This is a genomic window from Streptococcus pasteurianus (assembly GCF_004843545.1).
GTDB lineage: Bacteria > Bacillota > Bacilli > Lactobacillales > Streptococcaceae > Streptococcus > Streptococcus pasteurianus.
The window spans coordinates 1,946,652-1,963,718 of sequence record NZ_CP039457.1; the positions used below are offsets into that span (position 1 = coordinate 1,946,652).

The window sequence follows — 17,067 nt, forward strand, 5'->3', positions numbered from 1 at the left end:
ATCAGTCATTTGAAATGATTTCTTTTAGTTGACTTCCTTTACTTCGTGCATAATGTACAGGTCGTTTTTCATCTCCAACATATAAAAGTCGCTGCTCTCTATCCATTATCCGTATTGTATCCCTATTTACCAAAGTATCACGGTGACACCTAAGGAACTGATGATATTCTCTTTCAATATCTTTTAATTGATGATAAATGTGATATTCCTTATCGGTGGTTACCACCTTGACCATATGAATTTTTTCTTTAGAGACTTGAATAAAAAGGATATCGTCAATAGCCAATTTATAATCTCTCCTGTTAATTGTAAATTTAAAATATTTCATAAATCATTATTCCCTCCAATAACATTATAAAGGAAATATTGATAAAAAAATCTCCAAGTCATAAACAGACAAAATAAGGTCACGAACGGTCACTTTTTATTGTAACATAGTAAAATAATATTCTGATATACTAAAAAAACAAAAATTAAGTACACTAACAACTAGTGAATAATTTTTGTTTTTCCATATTAGAGAAGTGATTAAAAGACATTGAGTAACAAACCTAATCCAAGAACAAAAAGAATAATCCCAGATAGGCCGCCGCTCCATAAACTAGCCAACAGAAACTGCGATGTGTTTTCATTGCCATCTACTTTAGTGTCAGTAAGTAACTTATAAGTGTTGAACTCTTTTAAAGCTGGGGAAAACTGACGACAATAGTAACAAGTCGGACGTCCAACATAAATCACGTGCTCTTTTCCGTCCTCTGTAAACATAGCATAAACATCTGTCATTGGAACGTGATTAAAGTCTGCGACATTTTCTTCATATTGGGGAATGGTGACTTCAGCTTCTTCTGGCTCATCTGATGTGTCTGATGCTATGGTTGATTCCATTATAACTGATGAATTATCAGCCGTTTCAATTGATAATACCTCCTCAGTTTTTTCGGATTGACTTTCTGAAATATCATTTGATGGCTCAATAATATCTGTTGCTAGATTCTCTGTAACATTATCCCCATTATCCACAACTTCTGTCGTTTCAGTTGTAGGCACAAGCTCATCATCAGCAAAGACAGAAACGGTAACCATTGATAAAACAGTTGCAAATAATAAAATTGTTGATTTTAAAACATTCTTTTTCATAAAATCTCCTTTTAATTAAGATTGTCACCGCGATTGACCAGTTCAGTTTAACAAATTCTCTTGGAAATAAACGTCCAAGTCGTAATTTGTCATTTTTAGGTCATAAACGGTAAAATTTGATTAAAACAAAAGCTGATAGGCAATCTATCAGCTTGAAAATAAATGTTTTATCTAATAACCATATCTAATATTTGATAAACTTCTTAGTCTCTTTAATTGTTCTGACTGTTTATCAGATAATTGAAGTTTATTTTCTATCAGAATGTTAGATAACTCTACATTCATCCTACTTAATACCAATGGCGTAGAAGTTCCACTTGACTCTAATTCCTTACGATAAAAAAGGAAAAATTCTTTAAGCGGTATATATTTTGAATCCTCACTCAAAGATACTAATAATTCATCAATAATAATTACTGCTTCATTTTTTCTTTCTTTTCCACCCGAAAACCACCTTAAGCCCGCCATTAAGCTCTTCCTCCTGAATGCCATCCAGCATTTCCGCCTGTTAGGCCATTCATTACTGAATTATTTGCAATCGTTGTAGCTGTTTGTGACCAATTCACCCAACATTTATTTGCATTACAGTATAATCCATTACCATAATAAATTGTCTTCCCACCTTCCACAGTAGAAAGTTCTGCATCCGTCATTACATCAAATTGGTCAAAAGTTTTTGTATTCATTTGAATACCTCCCAATAATTTTTGTCATCGCAACTGACAGATTTTAGTTTAACAGATTGTGCGGTTAATGCATGTCCAAGTCGTAATTTGTTGTTTTTATGTCGTAAATGGTAATTTTTTCATATTTTCATGATTTTTTGACCGTTTGCGACCTATTTTTAACGTTTTATATTCATACTATGTGACTATTTTTATTGACCAAAGAAAACAAAGGTAATAAGGTGCCAGCTCAGATAAATATTCCATGCCATATGAACAAGAATTGATGGGGAAATTGACCGTGTTTTTCTGAAAAGAAGGGCTAAAATCAAGCCGAAACAACATATTTCTCAAATAAATCCAGTCTAAAACCATAGGAAAGCAAATGTGCAAATGAAAATAAAATAGCAGATAACAAGCAATCGAGGAAATACTTTGATTTTTCAAAAAAGCTAGTCATTAAAACGCCACGGTAAAGTAATTCTTCTAAGATTGGATCAACAACCAAGGGTTGTAAAGCCACCAAAAACTCCTGAGGTGAGTGACGGAAAAACACCAAATCAAAATCAGGATTAGCCCCAACAAATAAAAGTTTGCCATAGTAGGCGTATATCAACCAAAAAGCAAGCAGAGTTAGTAAATAATCCAAAGGTTTTAGCGACGTTATTTGAAACATTTCTGGTCTTATTCGTTTTAGGTAAATGACTATACTACAACAAAAAGAATGGTTAAACTATTAAGAACAAGATAAAAATAATCTGTTGTTGATAAATCAAATTGCCAAAAAATAATACTCATTATTTCAGCAACACCAAATAGTTCGAAAACGATAAAAAATAAAGCTAACAATTTTGGCACGAGCTTGGTTTTTAGTTTTTCTATCATAGATACTCCTTTTAAAAAAAGAAAGAAGCCAAGTAAGGTAGCTTAACTTCTTCCAGAATAAATTATTATTTTTTACCGCGATTTTCTCTGCAAATATAAGGGAATGGGGTAATATGAATGGCATCTCTATTATGCTGCTTTAAACTGTAGTTTTAGATATAAATGAGAATTATAGAGGATCCTCCTCAATAATTTGATAATGTTTATGAAATTGTTTTTTTGAAACAACACGATGGTTAGTAATATCTAAAAAATCTCCGATATACCCCACAGGATAAGAGGCGTAACCAGGATAACTCAATAAGCTAATTTTCAAATTAAATTTCATAGACGGATTTATTCCGCTCATAGAAATTATTAATTTATTATCGTTCCATTTCAGATAATTTTGTTTAAAGGCTTGCTGAACCCATACTGGTTGAACATTCGTCTTACTTATTTCCCATACATCAGACAGACGACCATTATATAATGCTTTCATAATTTACATACCGTATTTCTTTTTTACTAAAAAAACTTCTAAATTATCTTTAAAATAACATTATTTAGAAATTTCTACAGACAAATTATCAACAAGCATTAGGTGTTCCTCCAGTTCCTCCAGGAGGGCAAGAACGAACAGAACCACGACGTGGATACTTTCCATTTAATTGATCTACCACTTGACGAGGGTTAACAGGATGCGCAGCATTACCTATAGCACCCAATACATCTCCAATCCATTCCATGCCTCCACCTTCAACTTTAGCAAGTTCTGCGTCTGTCATTACATCAAATTGTTCAAAAGTTTTTATATTCATTTGAATACCTCCTTAAATTATTTTTTAGGGTTGTAACCTTTACAATCTTAGTATAATACTTTTTCGAAAAAATAAACGTCCAAGTCGTAATTTGTCATTTTTAGGTCGTAAATGGTAAAATTTTTTGTATTTTCATGATTTTTTGACCGTTTGCGACCCATTTTTGACTTTTTACGACTTGGGCGTTTTTTAATCTTGTTTTATGGCACAATAGTTCTAGTTTCATTTTTAAAAGGGAAAGGTTATGAGAAGATATAAATATGTTAGTCAGATTGATTTGCGAGACTGTGGTGTGGCAGCTTTGGCATCAGTTGCCAAACATTATGGATCAGATTTCTCGTTGGCTCATTTGAGAGAATTAGCCAAAACAACTAAGGAAGGGACAACAGCATTAGGGATAGTTGAGGCAGCTAAAGCAATCGGCTTTGAAACACGCGCCATTCAGGCTAATATGGAACTGTTTGATATGGCTGATATTCCCTATCCTTTTATTGTTCATGTTAATAAAGAAGGCAAACTCCCGCATTACTATGTTATCTACAAAGCCAAAAAAGATTATCTTATTATCGGTGCCCCTGATTCGAGCGTTGGGGTCACTAAAATGTCCAAAGCGCATTTTGCCAAAGAATGGACTGGGGTTGCTATCTTTTTAGCGCCTGCTCCGCATTATCAACCGCATAAAGATAAGAAAAATGGCTTAACAAGCTTTTTACCAATTATTTTCAAACAAAAGGTACTGCTAACTTATATCATTCTGGCAAGTTTGCTTGTGACCTTGATTAATATTGTTGGTTCTTACTATTTGCAAGGAATCTTAGACGATTATATTCCTAATCATTTGCAATCCACTCTTGGCATTGTCTCGGTTGGGTTGATTGTAACCTATATAATGCAACAAATTATGAGCTTTTCACAAAATTATTTACTTGTTGTGCTGAGCCAACGGTTAACGATTGACGTGATTTTGTCTTATATTCGTCACATTTTTGAATTGCCCATGTCCTTTTTTGCCACAAGGCGGACAGGTGAAGTTATTTCACGTTTCACCGATGCTAACTCGATTATTGATGCACTGGCATCAACGATTCTCTCTTTATTTTTAGATGTGAGTATTTTGTTTGTTGTCGGAAGTGTCTTAATTCTGCAAAATGCCAATCTTTTTTTCATCACCTTAATAGCATTGCCTATCTATGCTATTATTATTTTGGCTTTTATGAAGCCTTTTGAGCGAATGAATCACGATGTCATGCAAGCCAATTCTATGGTTAGCTCTGCGATTATCGAAGATATCAATGGTATTGAAACGATTAAATCTTTGACTAGTGAGGAAGTCCGTTATCAAAATATTGACCGTGAATTTGTGGATTATTTGGATAAAAGTTTTACGCTTAGTAAGTATGAAGCTGTGCAAACGTCGTTAAAACAGGGAGCACAGCTGATTTTAAACGTCGTCATTCTCTGGTATGGTTCACATTTAGTCATGGCTGGGAACATTTCAGTAGGACAATTGATTACTTACAATACGCTTCTGTCATACTTTACAACGCCAATGGAAAATATTATTAATCTGCAAACCAAACTACAATCTGCCAAAGTAGCTAACAATCGTCTCAACGAAGTTTACTTAGTGTCATCTGAATTTGATGGCAAACAACTCTTAAATGACAGCCATTTTCTACAAGGAGATATTGTTTTTGATGATGTTTCTTATAAATATGGTTTTGGTCGTGACACGCTGAGTCATGTGAATTTACACATTAAGAAGGGTGAAAAAATTAGCCTAGTTGGTATCAGCGGTTCTGGTAAGACAACCTTAGCTAAAATGATTGTCAATTTTTACACACCTAACCATGGACAGATTACCCTTGGTGGCTACGATTTAAAAACCATTGCTAAAAAAGCCATTCGCCAATACATTAATTACCTACCACAACAGTCTTACGTCTTTTCAGGGACGATTTTAGAAAATTTAACCTTGGGAGCACCTGACAATATCACGCAAGAAGAAATTTTGAAAGCTTGCGTCAGCAGGAATTGACACAAGCTGAAACACAACTTACGCAAATTACTCAAGAAAAAGAAAATTTGCAAGCGCAGCTTGACCAGACAAATCTCTCCAAAGCTGACACCGTTTTAAAAGCTAGTCAAAGTGGCATTTTACATGTTTCTGATGAATTTGAAGGGCAAACGCTCTTGCCGCAAGGCAGTCAGATTGCAGAGATTTACCCAGATATTGCCAAAACACAGCAAGTCGCTATCCGCTATTACGTTGACTCCACTCATGTTAGTCAATTGAAAAAAGGACAGACTGTTCGCCTAACCCTTGAAAAAATTAGCAATCACGCCATTGTTATCACTGGCAAAATCAGTAAAATTGCAAGTTCTGCCACACAAACCAAAGAAGGAAATATCTTTGAGGTGACAGCACTAGCCACCGTTGATAAACAAGATAGCTCCAAACTAAAATATGGTTTACAAGGCAAAACAATCAGCACTATCGGCAAAAAAACTTTCTTTAATTATTACAAAGACAAGCTATTAAAAGATTTTTGATATTTTGATAAGAATAGCTCATAATTACTATAAATAAATTCTCTTAAAATTCATAGTAATAAAAAATGGATTTTTATATCAAATAAATAGTAGATTATTTAACCCCAGCCATAATAATGACTGGGGTTCATTTTTATAATCCGACTTCTTTTAAGGCGTCTGCTAGTTTGGCAAATTTGGAAATTGAGAGGGCTTCTCCACGAATGGATGGTTTGATTTCTGCGATTTCCAGCGCTTGTTCGAGTTTGGCTTTGGTTTCGTCTGCTTTTCCAAAATGGCTTGTTAGGTTGTTCCAAAGGGTTTTGCGGCGGTGAATAAAGCTAATTTTTGAAACACGGAAGAAGAAATCTTCGTCTTTGACTTGAACGAGTGGTTGTTCACGGCGAGTCATTTTTAAAATCGCTGAATCCACATTTGGTGCTGGTACAAAGACTGTACGCGGTACAACAAAAGCAACTTTAGCGGTCATGTAATATTGCACCGCAATTGATAACGAGCCGTAAGCTTTGGTGTTTGGTTCTGCCGAAATACGATCTGCCACTTCTTTTTGCATCATCACGACAAATTCCGCAAATGGGATTTTTGATTCAATCAAGTGCATCAAGATTGGTGTTGTGATGTAGTAAGGAAGATTTGCCACGACCTTAATTGGAAGGCCTGGGTTAGCAAATTCTTTGATACGACTTTGTAGGTCTGATTTCAAAATATCCTCGTTGATAACTTTTACATTATCAAAATCGCGGAGCGTATCAGCTAAAATCGGAATTAAACGGTCGTCAATTTCAAATGCCATGACTTCGGCAGCATTTTCAGCCAAAAATTCTGTCAAAGCACCGATACCAGGACCGATTTCGATAACATTGACGTTCTTGTCAATTTCAGCAGTATCCACAATCTTTTGAAGAATGTTTGTATCTGTCAAAAAGTTCTGTCCAAATGATTTTTTAAACGTAAATCCATGACGCTCAAGGACAGCACGCGTCACGCTGTAATCTGCAATTCTCATAATTAATAATCCCAACCGATAATGTCATTAGTTAAGGGATGTCTTTCCTTTCATTTCTATCAATGCAAGTTACTATTGTATCACATCTGGCTCAATCGCAAAATACTGCGACGTTTTCGCATGGTTGCTGTGATATGTAACTGTTTTTCAAGGTAATTGGTATTCAGTCGCTTTTTCTTTGCTTCTCTTGGTAAATAGAGGTACAGGCACTCACTACCAGCTTTCAAAATTTCAGCACCAAAATCCGTCTCTAGTAGTTCATTTAATATCTCTTGGTTAAGCTGGTCATTGGTAAATACCAAGTGAACACGTGAGGCATCGTAGCTTTCATCAAAGGGACTTTCAGCAAGAGCCGTCGTAAACTGGGCTTGCGTTTTGAGGATAACCGATAAATCAGCACCGATTTTTGCCTGAATCGTGTCATGAATCAATGCATAAACGTCATCGTCAGACAAGGTTGTCTCAAAAACAATATTGCCACTTTGAATATATGTCTTAACATTTTCAAGACCTGCTTCTGTTAAAATCTCTGCCAGATAAGCCATTTTAGGAATACAATTCTGCCCAACTGGCGTAACTCCCCGTAAAAGCGCAACTTTTTTCATCCCTCATATCTCTCCATAGCTTCTTCTACTTCGGCTAAAGTGATACCAAAGAGTTCTAGGCGTTTGAGAAGTTGTTTGCCGTTGCTGTAACCAATGCGGAGCTTTTCGCCCAAATATTCACGGCGCCTGCGGCTATCATTTCCCATTAAAAGCCCCATACGCATTAGGTCAGCTCTTGTGATGTCGAATTGATTATCATCATCAAAATTTCCTAATACGCCAGAAAGGGCTTTTTGCAAATCTTCGAAACTTGCGTGCTCAACGCCGAGTGAACGCCCTTTACTTTTTGATTTTGGCGCAGCTTCATCACGATTTAAAAAAGCGTGTTTAACATTTGGGATAGCATTCATGATGATTTTGCGAATGCGTTCTCCGTTATAATCTGGGTCCGTAAAGACAATGACCCCACGAAGGTCATTTAATTTTTCGATACGTTCAAGGTCGTCATCATTGATAGCTGACCCGCGGGTTTCATAGGTATCTACATCATAAAAACGGCGCAAATTTTCGGTATCGTCTTTCCCCTCAACAACAAGCACTTCTTGAATTTTGATTTTTTCAGTCACAGTTAAACAACCTCTTTGCATTATCTGATGTCGCTTTTGCCACTTCTTCACTGGTCAAACCACGGAGCTCTGCAATTTTATCTACAACATAGCGAGTATAAGCGGTGCGGTTTTCACGACCACGTTTTGGAACGGGAGCAAGGTAAGGCGCATCCGTTTCAACTAAAATCTTATCAAGCGGCAATTTCTGCGCAGCTTCTTGAACATCAAGTGCTTTTTTAAAGGTAACAACCCCTGAAAATGAAATCATCATGCCAAGCTCGATAAAACGCTCTGCCATTTCCAAAGAGCCTGAAAATGAATGAATAATCCCGCCGCGAGGTCCAACGCCTGCTTCTTTGATGACAGCGTAAGTATCTTCAAGCGCATCACGAGTGTGGACAATAAAAGGGAGGTTGTGATCTTTTGAAAGCTGAATCTGACGTTTAAAAACCTCAATTTGGACGTCTTTTGGGTCTTCCATCCAATGATAATCTAGTCCAATCTCACCAAGACCAATCACTTTGGGGTGTGATAGATGGGCAACAATCATATCCTCAATTTCTTGAGTATATGAACCTGCTTCCGTTGGGTGCCACCCAATCGTGGCGTAGATTTCAGGGTATTTTTCAGCTAACTCAATAGCACGTTTAATAGTTGGTGCGTCAAACCCAACAACGTTATGTCGAGTGACGCCCATTTCTTTAGCAAGTGCCAATTCTTCTGCTTCACGCCCAGCAAAATCATCGGCGTTTAAATGCGTATGTGTGTCAAATATTTCCATGATTTTATTATAACACAGACCACAAGAGAGACCAAAACCAAGTGCGAAGAAAATGGTGAAATATCAAAGATAAATATGATAATAAAATTCAAAAATGGTTCTTTAGTTACTTTATCTCTTACCTTTAACTCTTTCTCTCTTCCCCTCCTTTTATGCAACCGCTTGCTTGATAGCGTTTATTTTGTATAATAAATATAAACAAAACATTAAAAAAAAGAAGAGCTGGATGCCTATGTTGACATATCTATGGAAATTTAAAAAAGAAAATCTACTTTTGCTTGCTATCATCATTTTCTGGGTTATTACTAATGTCATGAGTTCGCTATCCTTGACATGGATGTTGGATTCATTGATAAAAAGTAGATGGGATAGCTTTGTTTTTTGGAGTGTGATTGATATTCTTTGTTGGGGAGGATACAGTATTTTTCAGATTTTGAAAGATTCCTTGAAAGAAAAGCTGTGTCAGGAAGAAGTCAATCTTATTCGTAATGATTTATTAGATTCTTTAATTAGTCATTCATATGCAGGTAACTCTCATCATAGCAAGGACGAATACAATTCATGGTTAATTAATGACATGAATTTATTAAAAGATAACGGTTTTAATCAGTTATACAACACCATTGAAAGTATTATAACTGTGCTATTTAACGCTTTTGCTATCATTTATTTTCATTGGCTACTACTTGCGGTTAGTATTTTAATGACTGCTTTAGTTTACTTTCTTCCTAAAATTTTTGAAAATAATATTGCACAAGAAACGGAGGTTGTCTCATCTGATTTGACTGTTGCTTTAAATCGTACAAGTGATTATTTAAGTGGTTTTGACATTTTTTTCCACAATAATCAAACTGCTTACTTTAAAAATCGCATTTTAGCAGACTTTTCCACAGTGATAAAATCCAAGGTTAAGTTGGCAAGAAGCTCTAGTACGGCTAATTCTCTTTCATTGATGTCAAGTGTTGTGGCACAAGTAATTATTTTTATGGTTACTGGTTATCTAGTCATTAAGGGGGAAATCACTACGGGGGTTATTTTCTCAATTGCCAATCTAACCAGTTGCCTATTCAACTACACCAGAGGAGCTGCTTATAACATTGTTACCTTTAAAGCGACCTTTAAATTGCTAGAGAAATATCCTAAAAAAGTAAGTATTGAGAATCTCGATACTGTAACTAACTTTAATCAAGAATTGGTTATTCACGATTTGTGTGTCACTTTTGAAAATGGCAATAGCATCACCTATCCTAATATTACGATTAAGAAAGGAGAAAAGGTTGCTATTGTTGGCGGATCGGGCAGTGGAAAATCAACATTAATCCGAGTATTAACAGGAGAGTTGACCCGCTATGATGGTGACATTGTGATTGATAATCATCATTACAAAGATACGCTGCTAGAAAGTTTACAAACTATTTTTGCCTTGATTCCTCAAAAACCACATATTTTTAAAGAATCTTTACTTGATAATCTGACACTTGGTCGTTCTGTGGATAAAGAGCAGTTTGAAAAAACTTTATCACTGTCACATGTGGACAACTTTATTGAGGGACGTTTGAATCAAATCTACAACGATGACTTGTCTGGTGGACAAAGAGCAAGAATCTCTATTGCCCGTGAATTAATTGGTAACAAACCAATACTCATCATGGACGAGGGTGTTTCAAACCTAGACAAAACGACCGCTATTAATATTGAACGACGTCTGCTTCAGACCAAAGAACTAACAGTTATCATGATTACTCATCATCTCTATGACGAAAATAGAGCACTATTTGACCAAATTATCGAGATATAGAATCTATTTTACGAGGAAAGCTAGTAGAAAATACAGCTTTTATACCGTACAAAACAGGTACTTATTAGTAACTGTCAGATTGAAGAAAAGTCCATTTTGGATATTTTTCTTCAATCTTTTTTCTTTTTGTTAAAAAATAAAAACTCTTAGAAACGCCGTTATATCAGCATTTTTAAGAGTTTGTTCAAATCGGTAGACACACTCTAAATTTACAATATTTATACTGCTGAGAGAGTTTGCCTACGCTCTGCACTACAACTATGGTTATCAACTAGCTGACAGTACTTGGTAATTCTAAAAATAAGGTATTTCTGAACTGATAGTAATTAATATCTTTATTATTAGCACATACAAACGTATTTCTTCATATTCCAGATACTTAAGCGTTTAGACTTTTACAATAAAATAGGTTTTAATTTCTATTAGGATGCATTGTTTATCTAATGTCACTTCATAAGAGATTGTTTTGGAGATATGAAAAAGCTAACTAAGAAGATAAAGGCTGAGGTTAAAACGATACTAGAGCCTACTGCTATATTAAACGTGTAGCCTAAAAATAACCCTACAATCGAAGTAATCGCTCCAATTCCTGATGATAGGAGTACCATCACCTTAAGACTATTCACATAAAGATAGGCTGTTGCTGCGGGGGTAATCAGCATTGCTACAATTAAAATAGTCCCTACGCTCTGCATCGCTGTTACAGAAACTAAAGTTAATAGTACCATCAAAAGATAGTGAAAAAATTTGACATTCATCCCCATTGATTCCGCTAAAATTGGATCAAAAGAGGTTACTAACAATTCTTTGAAAAAAATAATAAGAAGCCCTATTACAATTCCTGAAATAACTATGGTAACCCATTTATCACTATCTTGTACGGCTAAAAGATTTCCAAATAGAATATGAAAGAGGTCTGTTGAACTATTGGCTACTCCTATCAGAATAACACCCAACGCTAGAAAAGAAGAAAACGTAATACCAATAGCTGTATCCCCTTTAATAACACTATTTTCTTTAATAAAAGTTATGATGAAAGAAGCTAACATACCGAAAATAACTGCTCCAATAAAAAAGTTAATTCCTAAAATAAAAGATATAGCTACTCCGGGTAATACTGCATGTGAGATTGCATCTCCCATCAGTGACATTGAACGTAAAATAATAAAACAGCCAATAGCTCCTGAAACAATTCCAATAACAACAGCCGTTACCAAAGCATTTTGTAAAAAATGATAGGTCATTAAATCGTTAATAAATTCCATAAATACCCTCTTATAATATAACAATCGAATCCCCATAAGCTTTTTTTAAAGCATCAGGAGTAAAAGTAGTAGCTACGTTCCCATAGCCTACCAACTTTTTATTCAAAATGACTACTTTATCAAAGTAATCCACTACCTTACTTAAATCATGATGAACAATCACAATTGTCTTTCCCTCTCTTCTTAGTGATTGCAATAAATTCATAATAATTTGTTCACTCACTAGGTCTATCCCAACAAATGGTTCATCTAGAAAAAGAATATCTTGCTCTTGAATCAAACATCGAGCAATTAACATTCGTTGAAATTGTCCTCCGGATAAAGTGGAAATAGGGTGATTACTAAATTCTTCTAACTTTACTTGCCTTAAAACATTCTCAACCTTTCCCCACTCTTTTTTGCTTAAATGTCGAAAAAGTCCAACTCGTTGATAAGTACCAAGGGATACGCACTCCTTAACAGTAATAGGAAAATGATAGTCAACATGACTTTTTTGCTCAACATAAGCCACTTTCCCACGTAAACTATTAACTCTTTCGTGTGAAATAGTAATCATTCCTGTACAAGAAACCAACCCTAATAGTGCCTTCATAAAAGTTGATTTCCCTGCACCATTTGGTCCAATAACACCAATAATATTTCCTTCTTCTAAAGTAATTGACACATTAGCTAAGGCTTGATAATCATTATTATAAATAACATTTAATCCTTGTATCTCTATCATTTATTTCCTTTCATAGTTTCACCAACTTTATCATACATATCATCACTGAGATAATCCTTCGGCTATTTTATCTAAATTCCACTTCATCATACTATAATAGCTGTCCCCTTCTTCACCTTTATTAGCAATAGAATCCGTAAAAATTTTTGAATAGATACTAATTCCTGTTTCTTTAGAAATTGTTTTCATTGGACGGTCATCAACACTTGACTCCACAAATAATGCTGACGGCGTTGGTCCCTCTTTTAATTTCCTAACTAAGCTAGTAGTCTGCTCAGGTGTTCCTTCTTCCTCAGTATTAATTTCCCAAATATAGGCTGATGGCACGCCATACGCTTTAGAAAAATATTTAAAACATCCTTCACTTGTAACAATTAATTTTTTATTTTCTGGGATTTTTGAAAATTTTTGCTTAGCTTCCTGATCTAATTTATCAAGTTTATTAATATAGCTAGTAAGATTTTTGGTATAAAATTCTTTATTTTTAGGATCTTTAGCTATCAACTGTTTCGCAATATTTTTTGCATAAATAATACCGTTTTCTAAGTTTAACCATGCATGTGGATCTTCTTTTCCTAAGTCATTCTTTCCCTCAAGATATATGACATCAATACCATCGCTTACCGCAAAATAGTCTTTATTAGCCTCTTTATGAGCATTTTTAACTAATTTGGTGAACCATGCATTTCCACCAGTCTCTAAATTGATACCGTTATAAAAAATAATATCTGAATTTGTTGTTTTTTTAACATCTTCAGGAAGTGGCTCATATTCATGTGGATCCTGACCGATAGGAACAATACTGTGTAGGTTTATTTTATCCTTACCAATGTTTTGAGTAATATCAGCTAATATAGAATTAGTCACAACAACATTTAACTTACTCTTTTCTGATGTCTTTGTAGTAGCACATGCTCCCAAAATACATATTATTAGTAATAAACATATGAGTGATGTTATCTTTTTCATTATAGAACTCCCCTTAAAATATTTATATTCACAAAAATTAAGTGTGCTTAATTTTATATTTAATATAACTTAATTAAATTACGGTGTCAAGTATTATTTAAAAATAAGTTGATCAAAATTTAGAGCTTAAAAAAATGACTAGAACTTTCTAGTCATTTTTCAACTCACTACAGATAGCTTACATGGTTCTTATATCATCTAAAAAATATTCAATCTTGCCAAAGAACAAGGATGAATATTTTTCCAGAAGTTGTTGAATTAATGTAAAAATTGGATGAGGATTCCTCCTAAAATGAGGACAATTGCACCACCTAGACGATTTGCCATTTGGGCAAAGGCAATCATTTCCATGCGGTCCGCCGCAGAAAGCACAGCGATATTTCCTGTACCGCCCATGGAATTGTTAATCATCCCAGCACCGATAGCTGTTTCGACTGGATACATACCGAGAACTTGTCCCAAAATCCAGCTAGCAAGTCCCATTGACACAACAGATGTTAAACTGATAAGGACAAATTGCCATGTCATGGCTTGCGCTAAGGAACTCAAATCGATCATTGAAAGCCCGATACCTGCCAAAACAGCGTGTGTCAAGTTAGTCATAATCACACGATTAAACATGACCACTGCTTCTTCTAATGGTTTTGGTACAATATCAAGCGCTTTGAGAACGAAGACAATAATAATCATAAAGGCATAGCTATGCACTTTTGGAATAAAGGCATTTAAGATAACGCCGATAAGGAAAAGGGCAAAGGCAAGCATCATTCCGACACCGATTTTTGTAGGGTCAAGCGGAGCTTCAGATTTTTTCAAATCGTCTTTATCAACAGGAATGAGCACACCATTCCCATTGAATTTGGTGTTAGCAAATCCACGCGCCAACACAATGGCACCGATAATGGCAAAGATATTTCCTAGCGTGGTTGCTGGGGCTAATTGTGACAAGATTGATGAGGCATCTGTGTGCAATCCAGCCGCATAGATTTTAGATAATGGCACGATTCCTGCACCCATCCCTCCTGCCATTTGGGCAAATGAAATGTACATGACAGAATGTCCAAAGCCTTGACCAAGCCAAGCTCCAACAGCACCAGTGGCAAAGAAACCGATAACCATTGATAAAAGAGCGACAGGAATGAATTTAGCAGAGGCTTTCACCAAAAGTTTGCGGTTCATTCCTAGAATTGAGCCACAAATAAGCGCTGCAATATAAAAATCTAGAAAGCCCCAATCACTCATAAAACTAGAAGTGGCTGAGACAACTGATTTTGGAATCAACCCTGTTGAAGCTAAGATTGCGGCTAACAGCAAGGTAAAGACTGACCCACCACCAAGGTAAGTATTCCAAAATGGTAATCGTTCACCAAGGAAGTAGAAAAAATGTCCTAAAACGACCAACATGAAAGTAATTCCAACCATGTTAAGCGGTAGTTTCCCCATTGCAATAACAACAGCTAAAATAATAACCAGAGCCGTATAAAGCGGAAGAGAAAGCCCCGCGATTTTGATATTAGATAACTTTTTCATACGAATGGTTATCCTCCTAAACTAATATTTTGGATACCATTTAAGCTCGCGAACAGCTTTAGCCATGTCTTTTTCTTCAGCTTGAGCTAAGCCTTGTTCTTGAGCTTTTTTAGCAACAGCTTCCGCAACTTTGATTGACACTTCAGCAACGTATTGGAATGGAGGAAGAACAGGTGCTCCTGGTTGACCTGGATCTACAAGACCACTAAGTGAGTGAGCTGCAGCACCAATCATTTCATCTGTAAGAAGTGATGCTTCAGAAGCCAACATACCAAGACCAAGACCTGGGTAGATTAGGGCGTTGTTTGCTTGACCAATTTGGTAATCAACACCTTTGTAGCTTACTGTACCTGAAGGCACACCAGTCGCAACGAAGGCTTTACCGTCTGACCATTCGATAACTTGTTTGGCAGTTGCTTCTAATTTCTTAGTTGGGTTAGAAATTGGGAAGATAACTGGGCGTTCAGTGTTTTCGCACATTGCTTCAACGACTTCTTTAGTGAAAGCACCAGCATCTGTTGATGTTCCCACCAATATTGTTGGTTTAACAGCTTTGATAACGTCAAGAAGTTTAGTCATATCACCGCAATTTGCAAAATCTTCACGTTTTTTAGCAAATGGTTTTTGGGCAGGTGTCAAATCTTCCATATCGTCAAAAAGGAGACCTTGTTTGTCAATCATGAAGAAATGTTTGTAAGCTTCTTCTGATGAAAGTCCTTCTGAAACCATTTCAGCGTGAACACGGTCAGCAATACCAGCACCAGCAGAACCACCACCGTAGCAAAGGTAAACTTGGTCAGTTAATTTTTCACCTGTGATGTCCATAGCACCAAAGATACCGCCAAGAACAACGATACCAGTTCCTTGAATGTCATCGTTAAATGTTGGAATTTCTTTTTTGTATTTGTTAAGAATGTTGGCAGCATTTGAACGACCGAAGTCTTCCCAGTGAAGGTACAATTTAGGGAACATATTTTCAGCAGTTTGAACGAATTTGTCGATAAATTCATAGTATTTATCACCAGTAACACGTTCGTGACGGTTCCCAAGATACATTGGATTTTCCAAAAGTTCTTTACGGTTTGTACCAGCATCGATAACAAGTGGCATAACTGAAGCAGGGTCAATACCAGCAGCAGCTGTGTAAATCATCAATTTACCAACAGAAATATCCACACCTTGGACACCCCAGTCACCAATACCAAGAATTCCTTCGGCATCTGTCACAACGATTAAACGAATGTCACGGTCACCAGCAGCATTTTTTAGTGTTTCTTCGATGTTTTCTGGGTGATTAATATCAAGGTAAGCAGCGTATTGTGGGTCAACATACAATTCGCTATATTCTTCAATTGTTTCAGCGATAACTGGGTCATACACGATTGGGTTAAATTCAACGATGTGTTGGTTGAATAGGTAGTAGAAAAGCGTACGGTTTGTATTGAAAATTTCCATTAAGAAATGGCGTTTTTCAAGATTTGATGGTTTACGCAAGAAATGTTGATAAGCTTGTTCAGCTTGTTCTTCGATTGTTTGAACGTAAGGTGGTAAAATACCAAGCAATCCTAGTTCTTTACGTTCTTCCATGGTAAAAGCAGTACCCTTGTTTAAGAATGGGTTGTTTAAAATATCATGTCCACGCATGACGTATCCTCCTAAAGATGTATTTAAATAAGATGAAATTTCTTACGCGGGTCATTATAAACTGTTCCAGTTCTTATAGTCAAACACCTTAGTTTTAATAAATATTATTTATAATAAGTTTTAAAAGATTATGGTAAAATAAAGCAAGGAGGTCTGA

20 protein-coding genes and 1 pseudogene are annotated in these 17,067 nt (G+C 35.7%); 3 read left to right on the forward strand and 18 right to left on the reverse strand.

Annotated elements, in window-relative coordinates:
• Position 1: 1 nt before the first annotated feature.
• From E8M05_RS10165 to E8M05_RS10195, 9 genes are all read right to left on the reverse strand, one after another.
• Entirely contained in the window at positions 2-286 is a 285-nt protein-coding gene (locus E8M05_RS10165; RefSeq protein ID WP_231729918.1) for a LytTR family DNA-binding domain-containing protein, read from the reverse strand.
• Between the two features lie 242 nt (positions 287-528).
• Positions 529-1,137 carry a DUF6568 family protein gene (locus E8M05_RS11665; RefSeq protein WP_136596476.1) on the reverse strand — a complete coding sequence of 203 codons (609 nt, stop codon included), beginning with the start codon at positions 1,135-1,137 and terminating at the stop codon, positions 529-531.
• A gap of 171 nt (positions 1,138-1,308) precedes the next feature.
• Complete coding sequence (locus tag E8M05_RS10175) at positions 1,309-1,605, reverse strand: bacteriocin immunity family protein (protein WP_003066579.1); 297 nt, start codon at positions 1,603-1,605, stop codon at positions 1,309-1,311.
• Positions 1,605-1,823, reverse strand: coding sequence for a Blp family class II bacteriocin (locus E8M05_RS10180; RefSeq protein ID WP_003066580.1), 219 nt, complete (start codon positions 1,821-1,823; stop codon positions 1,605-1,607). Before E8M05_RS10180 ends, E8M05_RS10175 begins: the two co-directional genes overlap by 1 nt.
• A 191-nt stretch (positions 1,824-2,014) precedes the next feature.
• Positions 2,015-2,134 (reverse strand): CPBP family glutamic-type intramembrane protease, encoded by a 120-nt coding sequence (locus E8M05_RS11900; protein ID WP_253066439.1) that lies wholly within the window; start codon positions 2,132-2,134, stop codon positions 2,015-2,017.
• The gene (locus E8M05_RS11670; RefSeq protein ID WP_230321658.1) at positions 2,131-2,451 is read right to left on the reverse strand and encodes a CPBP family intramembrane glutamic endopeptidase; all 321 of its coding nucleotides are present in this window, start codon (positions 2,449-2,451) and stop codon (positions 2,131-2,133) included. The genes E8M05_RS11900 and E8M05_RS11670 overlap by 4 nt, the downstream gene beginning before the upstream one ends.
• Positions 2,452-2,507: 56 nt before the next feature.
• On the reverse strand, positions 2,508-2,687 hold the full coding sequence (locus tag E8M05_RS11675) for a hypothetical protein (protein WP_003066584.1): 180 nt from the start codon (positions 2,685-2,687) through the stop codon (positions 2,508-2,510).
• 169 nt (positions 2,688-2,856) lie between these two features.
• Positions 2,857-3,168, reverse strand: coding sequence for a hypothetical protein (locus E8M05_RS10190; protein ID WP_003066586.1), 312 nt, complete (start codon positions 3,166-3,168; stop codon positions 2,857-2,859).
• Between the two features lie 88 nt (positions 3,169-3,256).
• Positions 3,257-3,487, reverse strand: coding sequence for a bacteriocin (locus tag E8M05_RS10195; RefSeq protein WP_061100340.1), 231 nt, complete (start codon positions 3,485-3,487; stop codon positions 3,257-3,259).
• A gap of 244 nt (positions 3,488-3,731) precedes the next feature.
• Between E8M05_RS10195 and E8M05_RS10200 the strand changes: the two are divergent.
• Positions 3,732-5,510: pseudogene (locus tag E8M05_RS10200) on the forward strand (peptide cleavage/export ABC transporter); the annotation flags it as partial.
• Between the two features lie 62 nt (positions 5,511-5,572).
• Positions 5,573-6,040, forward strand: coding sequence for an HlyD family efflux transporter periplasmic adaptor subunit (locus E8M05_RS10205; RefSeq protein WP_231557406.1), 468 nt, complete (start codon positions 5,573-5,575; stop codon positions 6,038-6,040).
• Positions 6,041-6,173: 133 nt separating this feature from the next.
• Here the strand turns inward: E8M05_RS10205 and rsmA are convergent, their stop codons facing one another.
• The 4 genes from rsmA to E8M05_RS10225 form a co-directional block, all read right to left on the reverse strand.
• Positions 6,174-7,046, reverse strand: coding sequence for a 16S rRNA (adenine(1518)-N(6)/adenine(1519)-N(6))-dimethyltransferase RsmA (rsmA, locus tag E8M05_RS10210; RefSeq protein WP_061100342.1), 873 nt, complete (start codon positions 7,044-7,046; stop codon positions 6,174-6,176).
• An 80-nt stretch (positions 7,047-7,126) separates the two neighbouring features.
• Positions 7,127-7,651, reverse strand: coding sequence for a DUF1697 domain-containing protein (locus E8M05_RS10215; protein WP_061100343.1), 525 nt, complete (start codon positions 7,649-7,651; stop codon positions 7,127-7,129).
• Positions 7,648-8,217 carry a ribonuclease M5 gene (gene rnmV, locus E8M05_RS10220; RefSeq protein WP_048791091.1) on the reverse strand — a complete coding sequence of 190 codons (570 nt, stop codon included), beginning with the start codon at positions 8,215-8,217 and terminating at the stop codon, positions 7,648-7,650. Before rnmV ends, E8M05_RS10215 begins: the two co-directional genes overlap by 4 nt.
• On the reverse strand, positions 8,210-8,980 hold the full coding sequence (locus E8M05_RS10225) for a TatD family hydrolase (protein WP_061100344.1): 771 nt from the start codon (positions 8,978-8,980) through the stop codon (positions 8,210-8,212). Before E8M05_RS10225 ends, rnmV begins: the two co-directional genes overlap by 8 nt.
• Positions 8,981-9,212: 232 nt before the next feature.
• Between E8M05_RS10225 and E8M05_RS10230 the strand changes: the two genes are divergently transcribed.
• Positions 9,213-10,778, forward strand: a complete 1,566-nt coding sequence (locus tag E8M05_RS10230; RefSeq protein WP_233437507.1) for an ATP-binding cassette domain-containing protein — start codon at positions 9,213-9,215, stop codon at positions 10,776-10,778.
• Positions 10,779-11,224: 446 nt separating this feature from the next.
• On the opposite strand, the gene E8M05_RS10235 is transcribed toward E8M05_RS10230, so the two are convergent.
• From E8M05_RS10235 to E8M05_RS10255, 5 genes are all read right to left on the reverse strand, one after another.
• Positions 11,225-12,043, reverse strand: a complete 819-nt coding sequence (locus E8M05_RS10235) for a metal ABC transporter permease (RefSeq protein ID WP_231729920.1) — start codon at positions 12,041-12,043, stop codon at positions 11,225-11,227.
• A 10-nt stretch (positions 12,044-12,053) separates the two neighbouring features.
• On the reverse strand, positions 12,054-12,767 hold the full coding sequence (locus E8M05_RS10240) for a metal ABC transporter ATP-binding protein (RefSeq protein WP_061100347.1): 714 nt from the start codon (positions 12,765-12,767) through the stop codon (positions 12,054-12,056).
• Positions 12,768-12,809: 42 nt separating this feature from the next.
• Positions 12,810-13,736, reverse strand: coding sequence for a metal ABC transporter substrate-binding protein (locus tag E8M05_RS10245; protein ID WP_003066664.1), 927 nt, complete (start codon positions 13,734-13,736; stop codon positions 12,810-12,812).
• 258 nt (positions 13,737-13,994) lie between these two features.
• Entirely contained in the window at positions 13,995-15,266 is a 1,272-nt protein-coding gene (locus E8M05_RS10250; protein ID WP_136596477.1) for a 2-hydroxycarboxylate transporter family protein, read from the reverse strand.
• Positions 15,267-15,287: 21 nt separating this feature from the next.
• Positions 15,288-16,910: a malolactic enzyme gene (locus tag E8M05_RS10255; protein ID WP_003066668.1), complete on the reverse strand. Its 1,623-nt coding sequence runs from the start codon at positions 16,908-16,910 to the stop codon at positions 15,288-15,290.
• Positions 16,911-17,067: the final 157 nt, after the last annotated feature.

Coding starts and splice junctions, on each gene's coding strand:
- E8M05_RS10230 (WP_233437507.1), top strand. CDS start 9,213: ATGTTGACATATCTATGGAAATTTAAAAAAGAAAATCTACTTTTGCTT.
- E8M05_RS10175 (WP_003066579.1), bottom strand. CDS start 1,605: ATGGCGGGCTTAAGGTGGTTTTCGGGTGGAAAAGAAAGAAAAAATGAA.
- E8M05_RS10240 (WP_061100347.1), bottom strand. CDS start 12,767: ATGATAGAGATACAAGGATTAAATGTTATTTATAATAATGATTATCAA.
- E8M05_RS11675 (WP_003066584.1), bottom strand. CDS start 2,687: ATGATAGAAAAACTAAAAACCAAGCTCGTGCCAAAATTGTTAGCTTTA.
- E8M05_RS10245 (WP_003066664.1), bottom strand. CDS start 13,736: ATGAAAAAGATAACATCACTCATATGTTTATTACTAATAATATGTATT.
- E8M05_RS10250 (WP_136596477.1), bottom strand. CDS start 15,266: ATGAAAAAGTTATCTAATATCAAAATCGCGGGGCTTTCTCTTCCGCTT.
- E8M05_RS10215 (WP_061100343.1), bottom strand. CDS start 7,651: ATGAAAAAAGTTGCGCTTTTACGGGGAGTTACGCCAGTTGGGCAGAAT.
- E8M05_RS11665 (WP_136596476.1), bottom strand. CDS start 1,137: ATGAAAAAGAATGTTTTAAAATCAACAATTTTATTATTTGCAACTGTT.
- E8M05_RS10235 (WP_231729920.1), bottom strand. CDS start 12,043: ATGGAATTTATTAACGATTTAATGACCTATCATTTTTTACAAAATGCT.
- E8M05_RS10225 (WP_061100344.1), bottom strand. CDS start 8,980: ATGGAAATATTTGACACACATACGCATTTAAACGCCGATGATTTTGCT.
- E8M05_RS10190 (WP_003066586.1), bottom strand. CDS start 3,168: ATGAAAGCATTATATAATGGTCGTCTGTCTGATGTATGGGAAATAAGT.
- E8M05_RS10255 (WP_003066668.1), bottom strand. CDS start 16,910: ATGCGTGGACATGATATTTTAAACAACCCATTCTTAAACAAGGGTACT.
- rsmA (WP_061100342.1), bottom strand. CDS start 7,046: ATGAGAATTGCAGATTACAGCGTGACGCGTGCTGTCCTTGAGCGTCAT.
- E8M05_RS10195 (WP_061100340.1), bottom strand. CDS start 3,487: ATGAATATAAAAACTTTTGAACAATTTGATGTAATGACAGACGCAGAA.
- E8M05_RS10180 (WP_003066580.1), bottom strand. CDS start 1,823: ATGAATACAAAAACTTTTGACCAATTTGATGTAATGACGGATGCAGAA.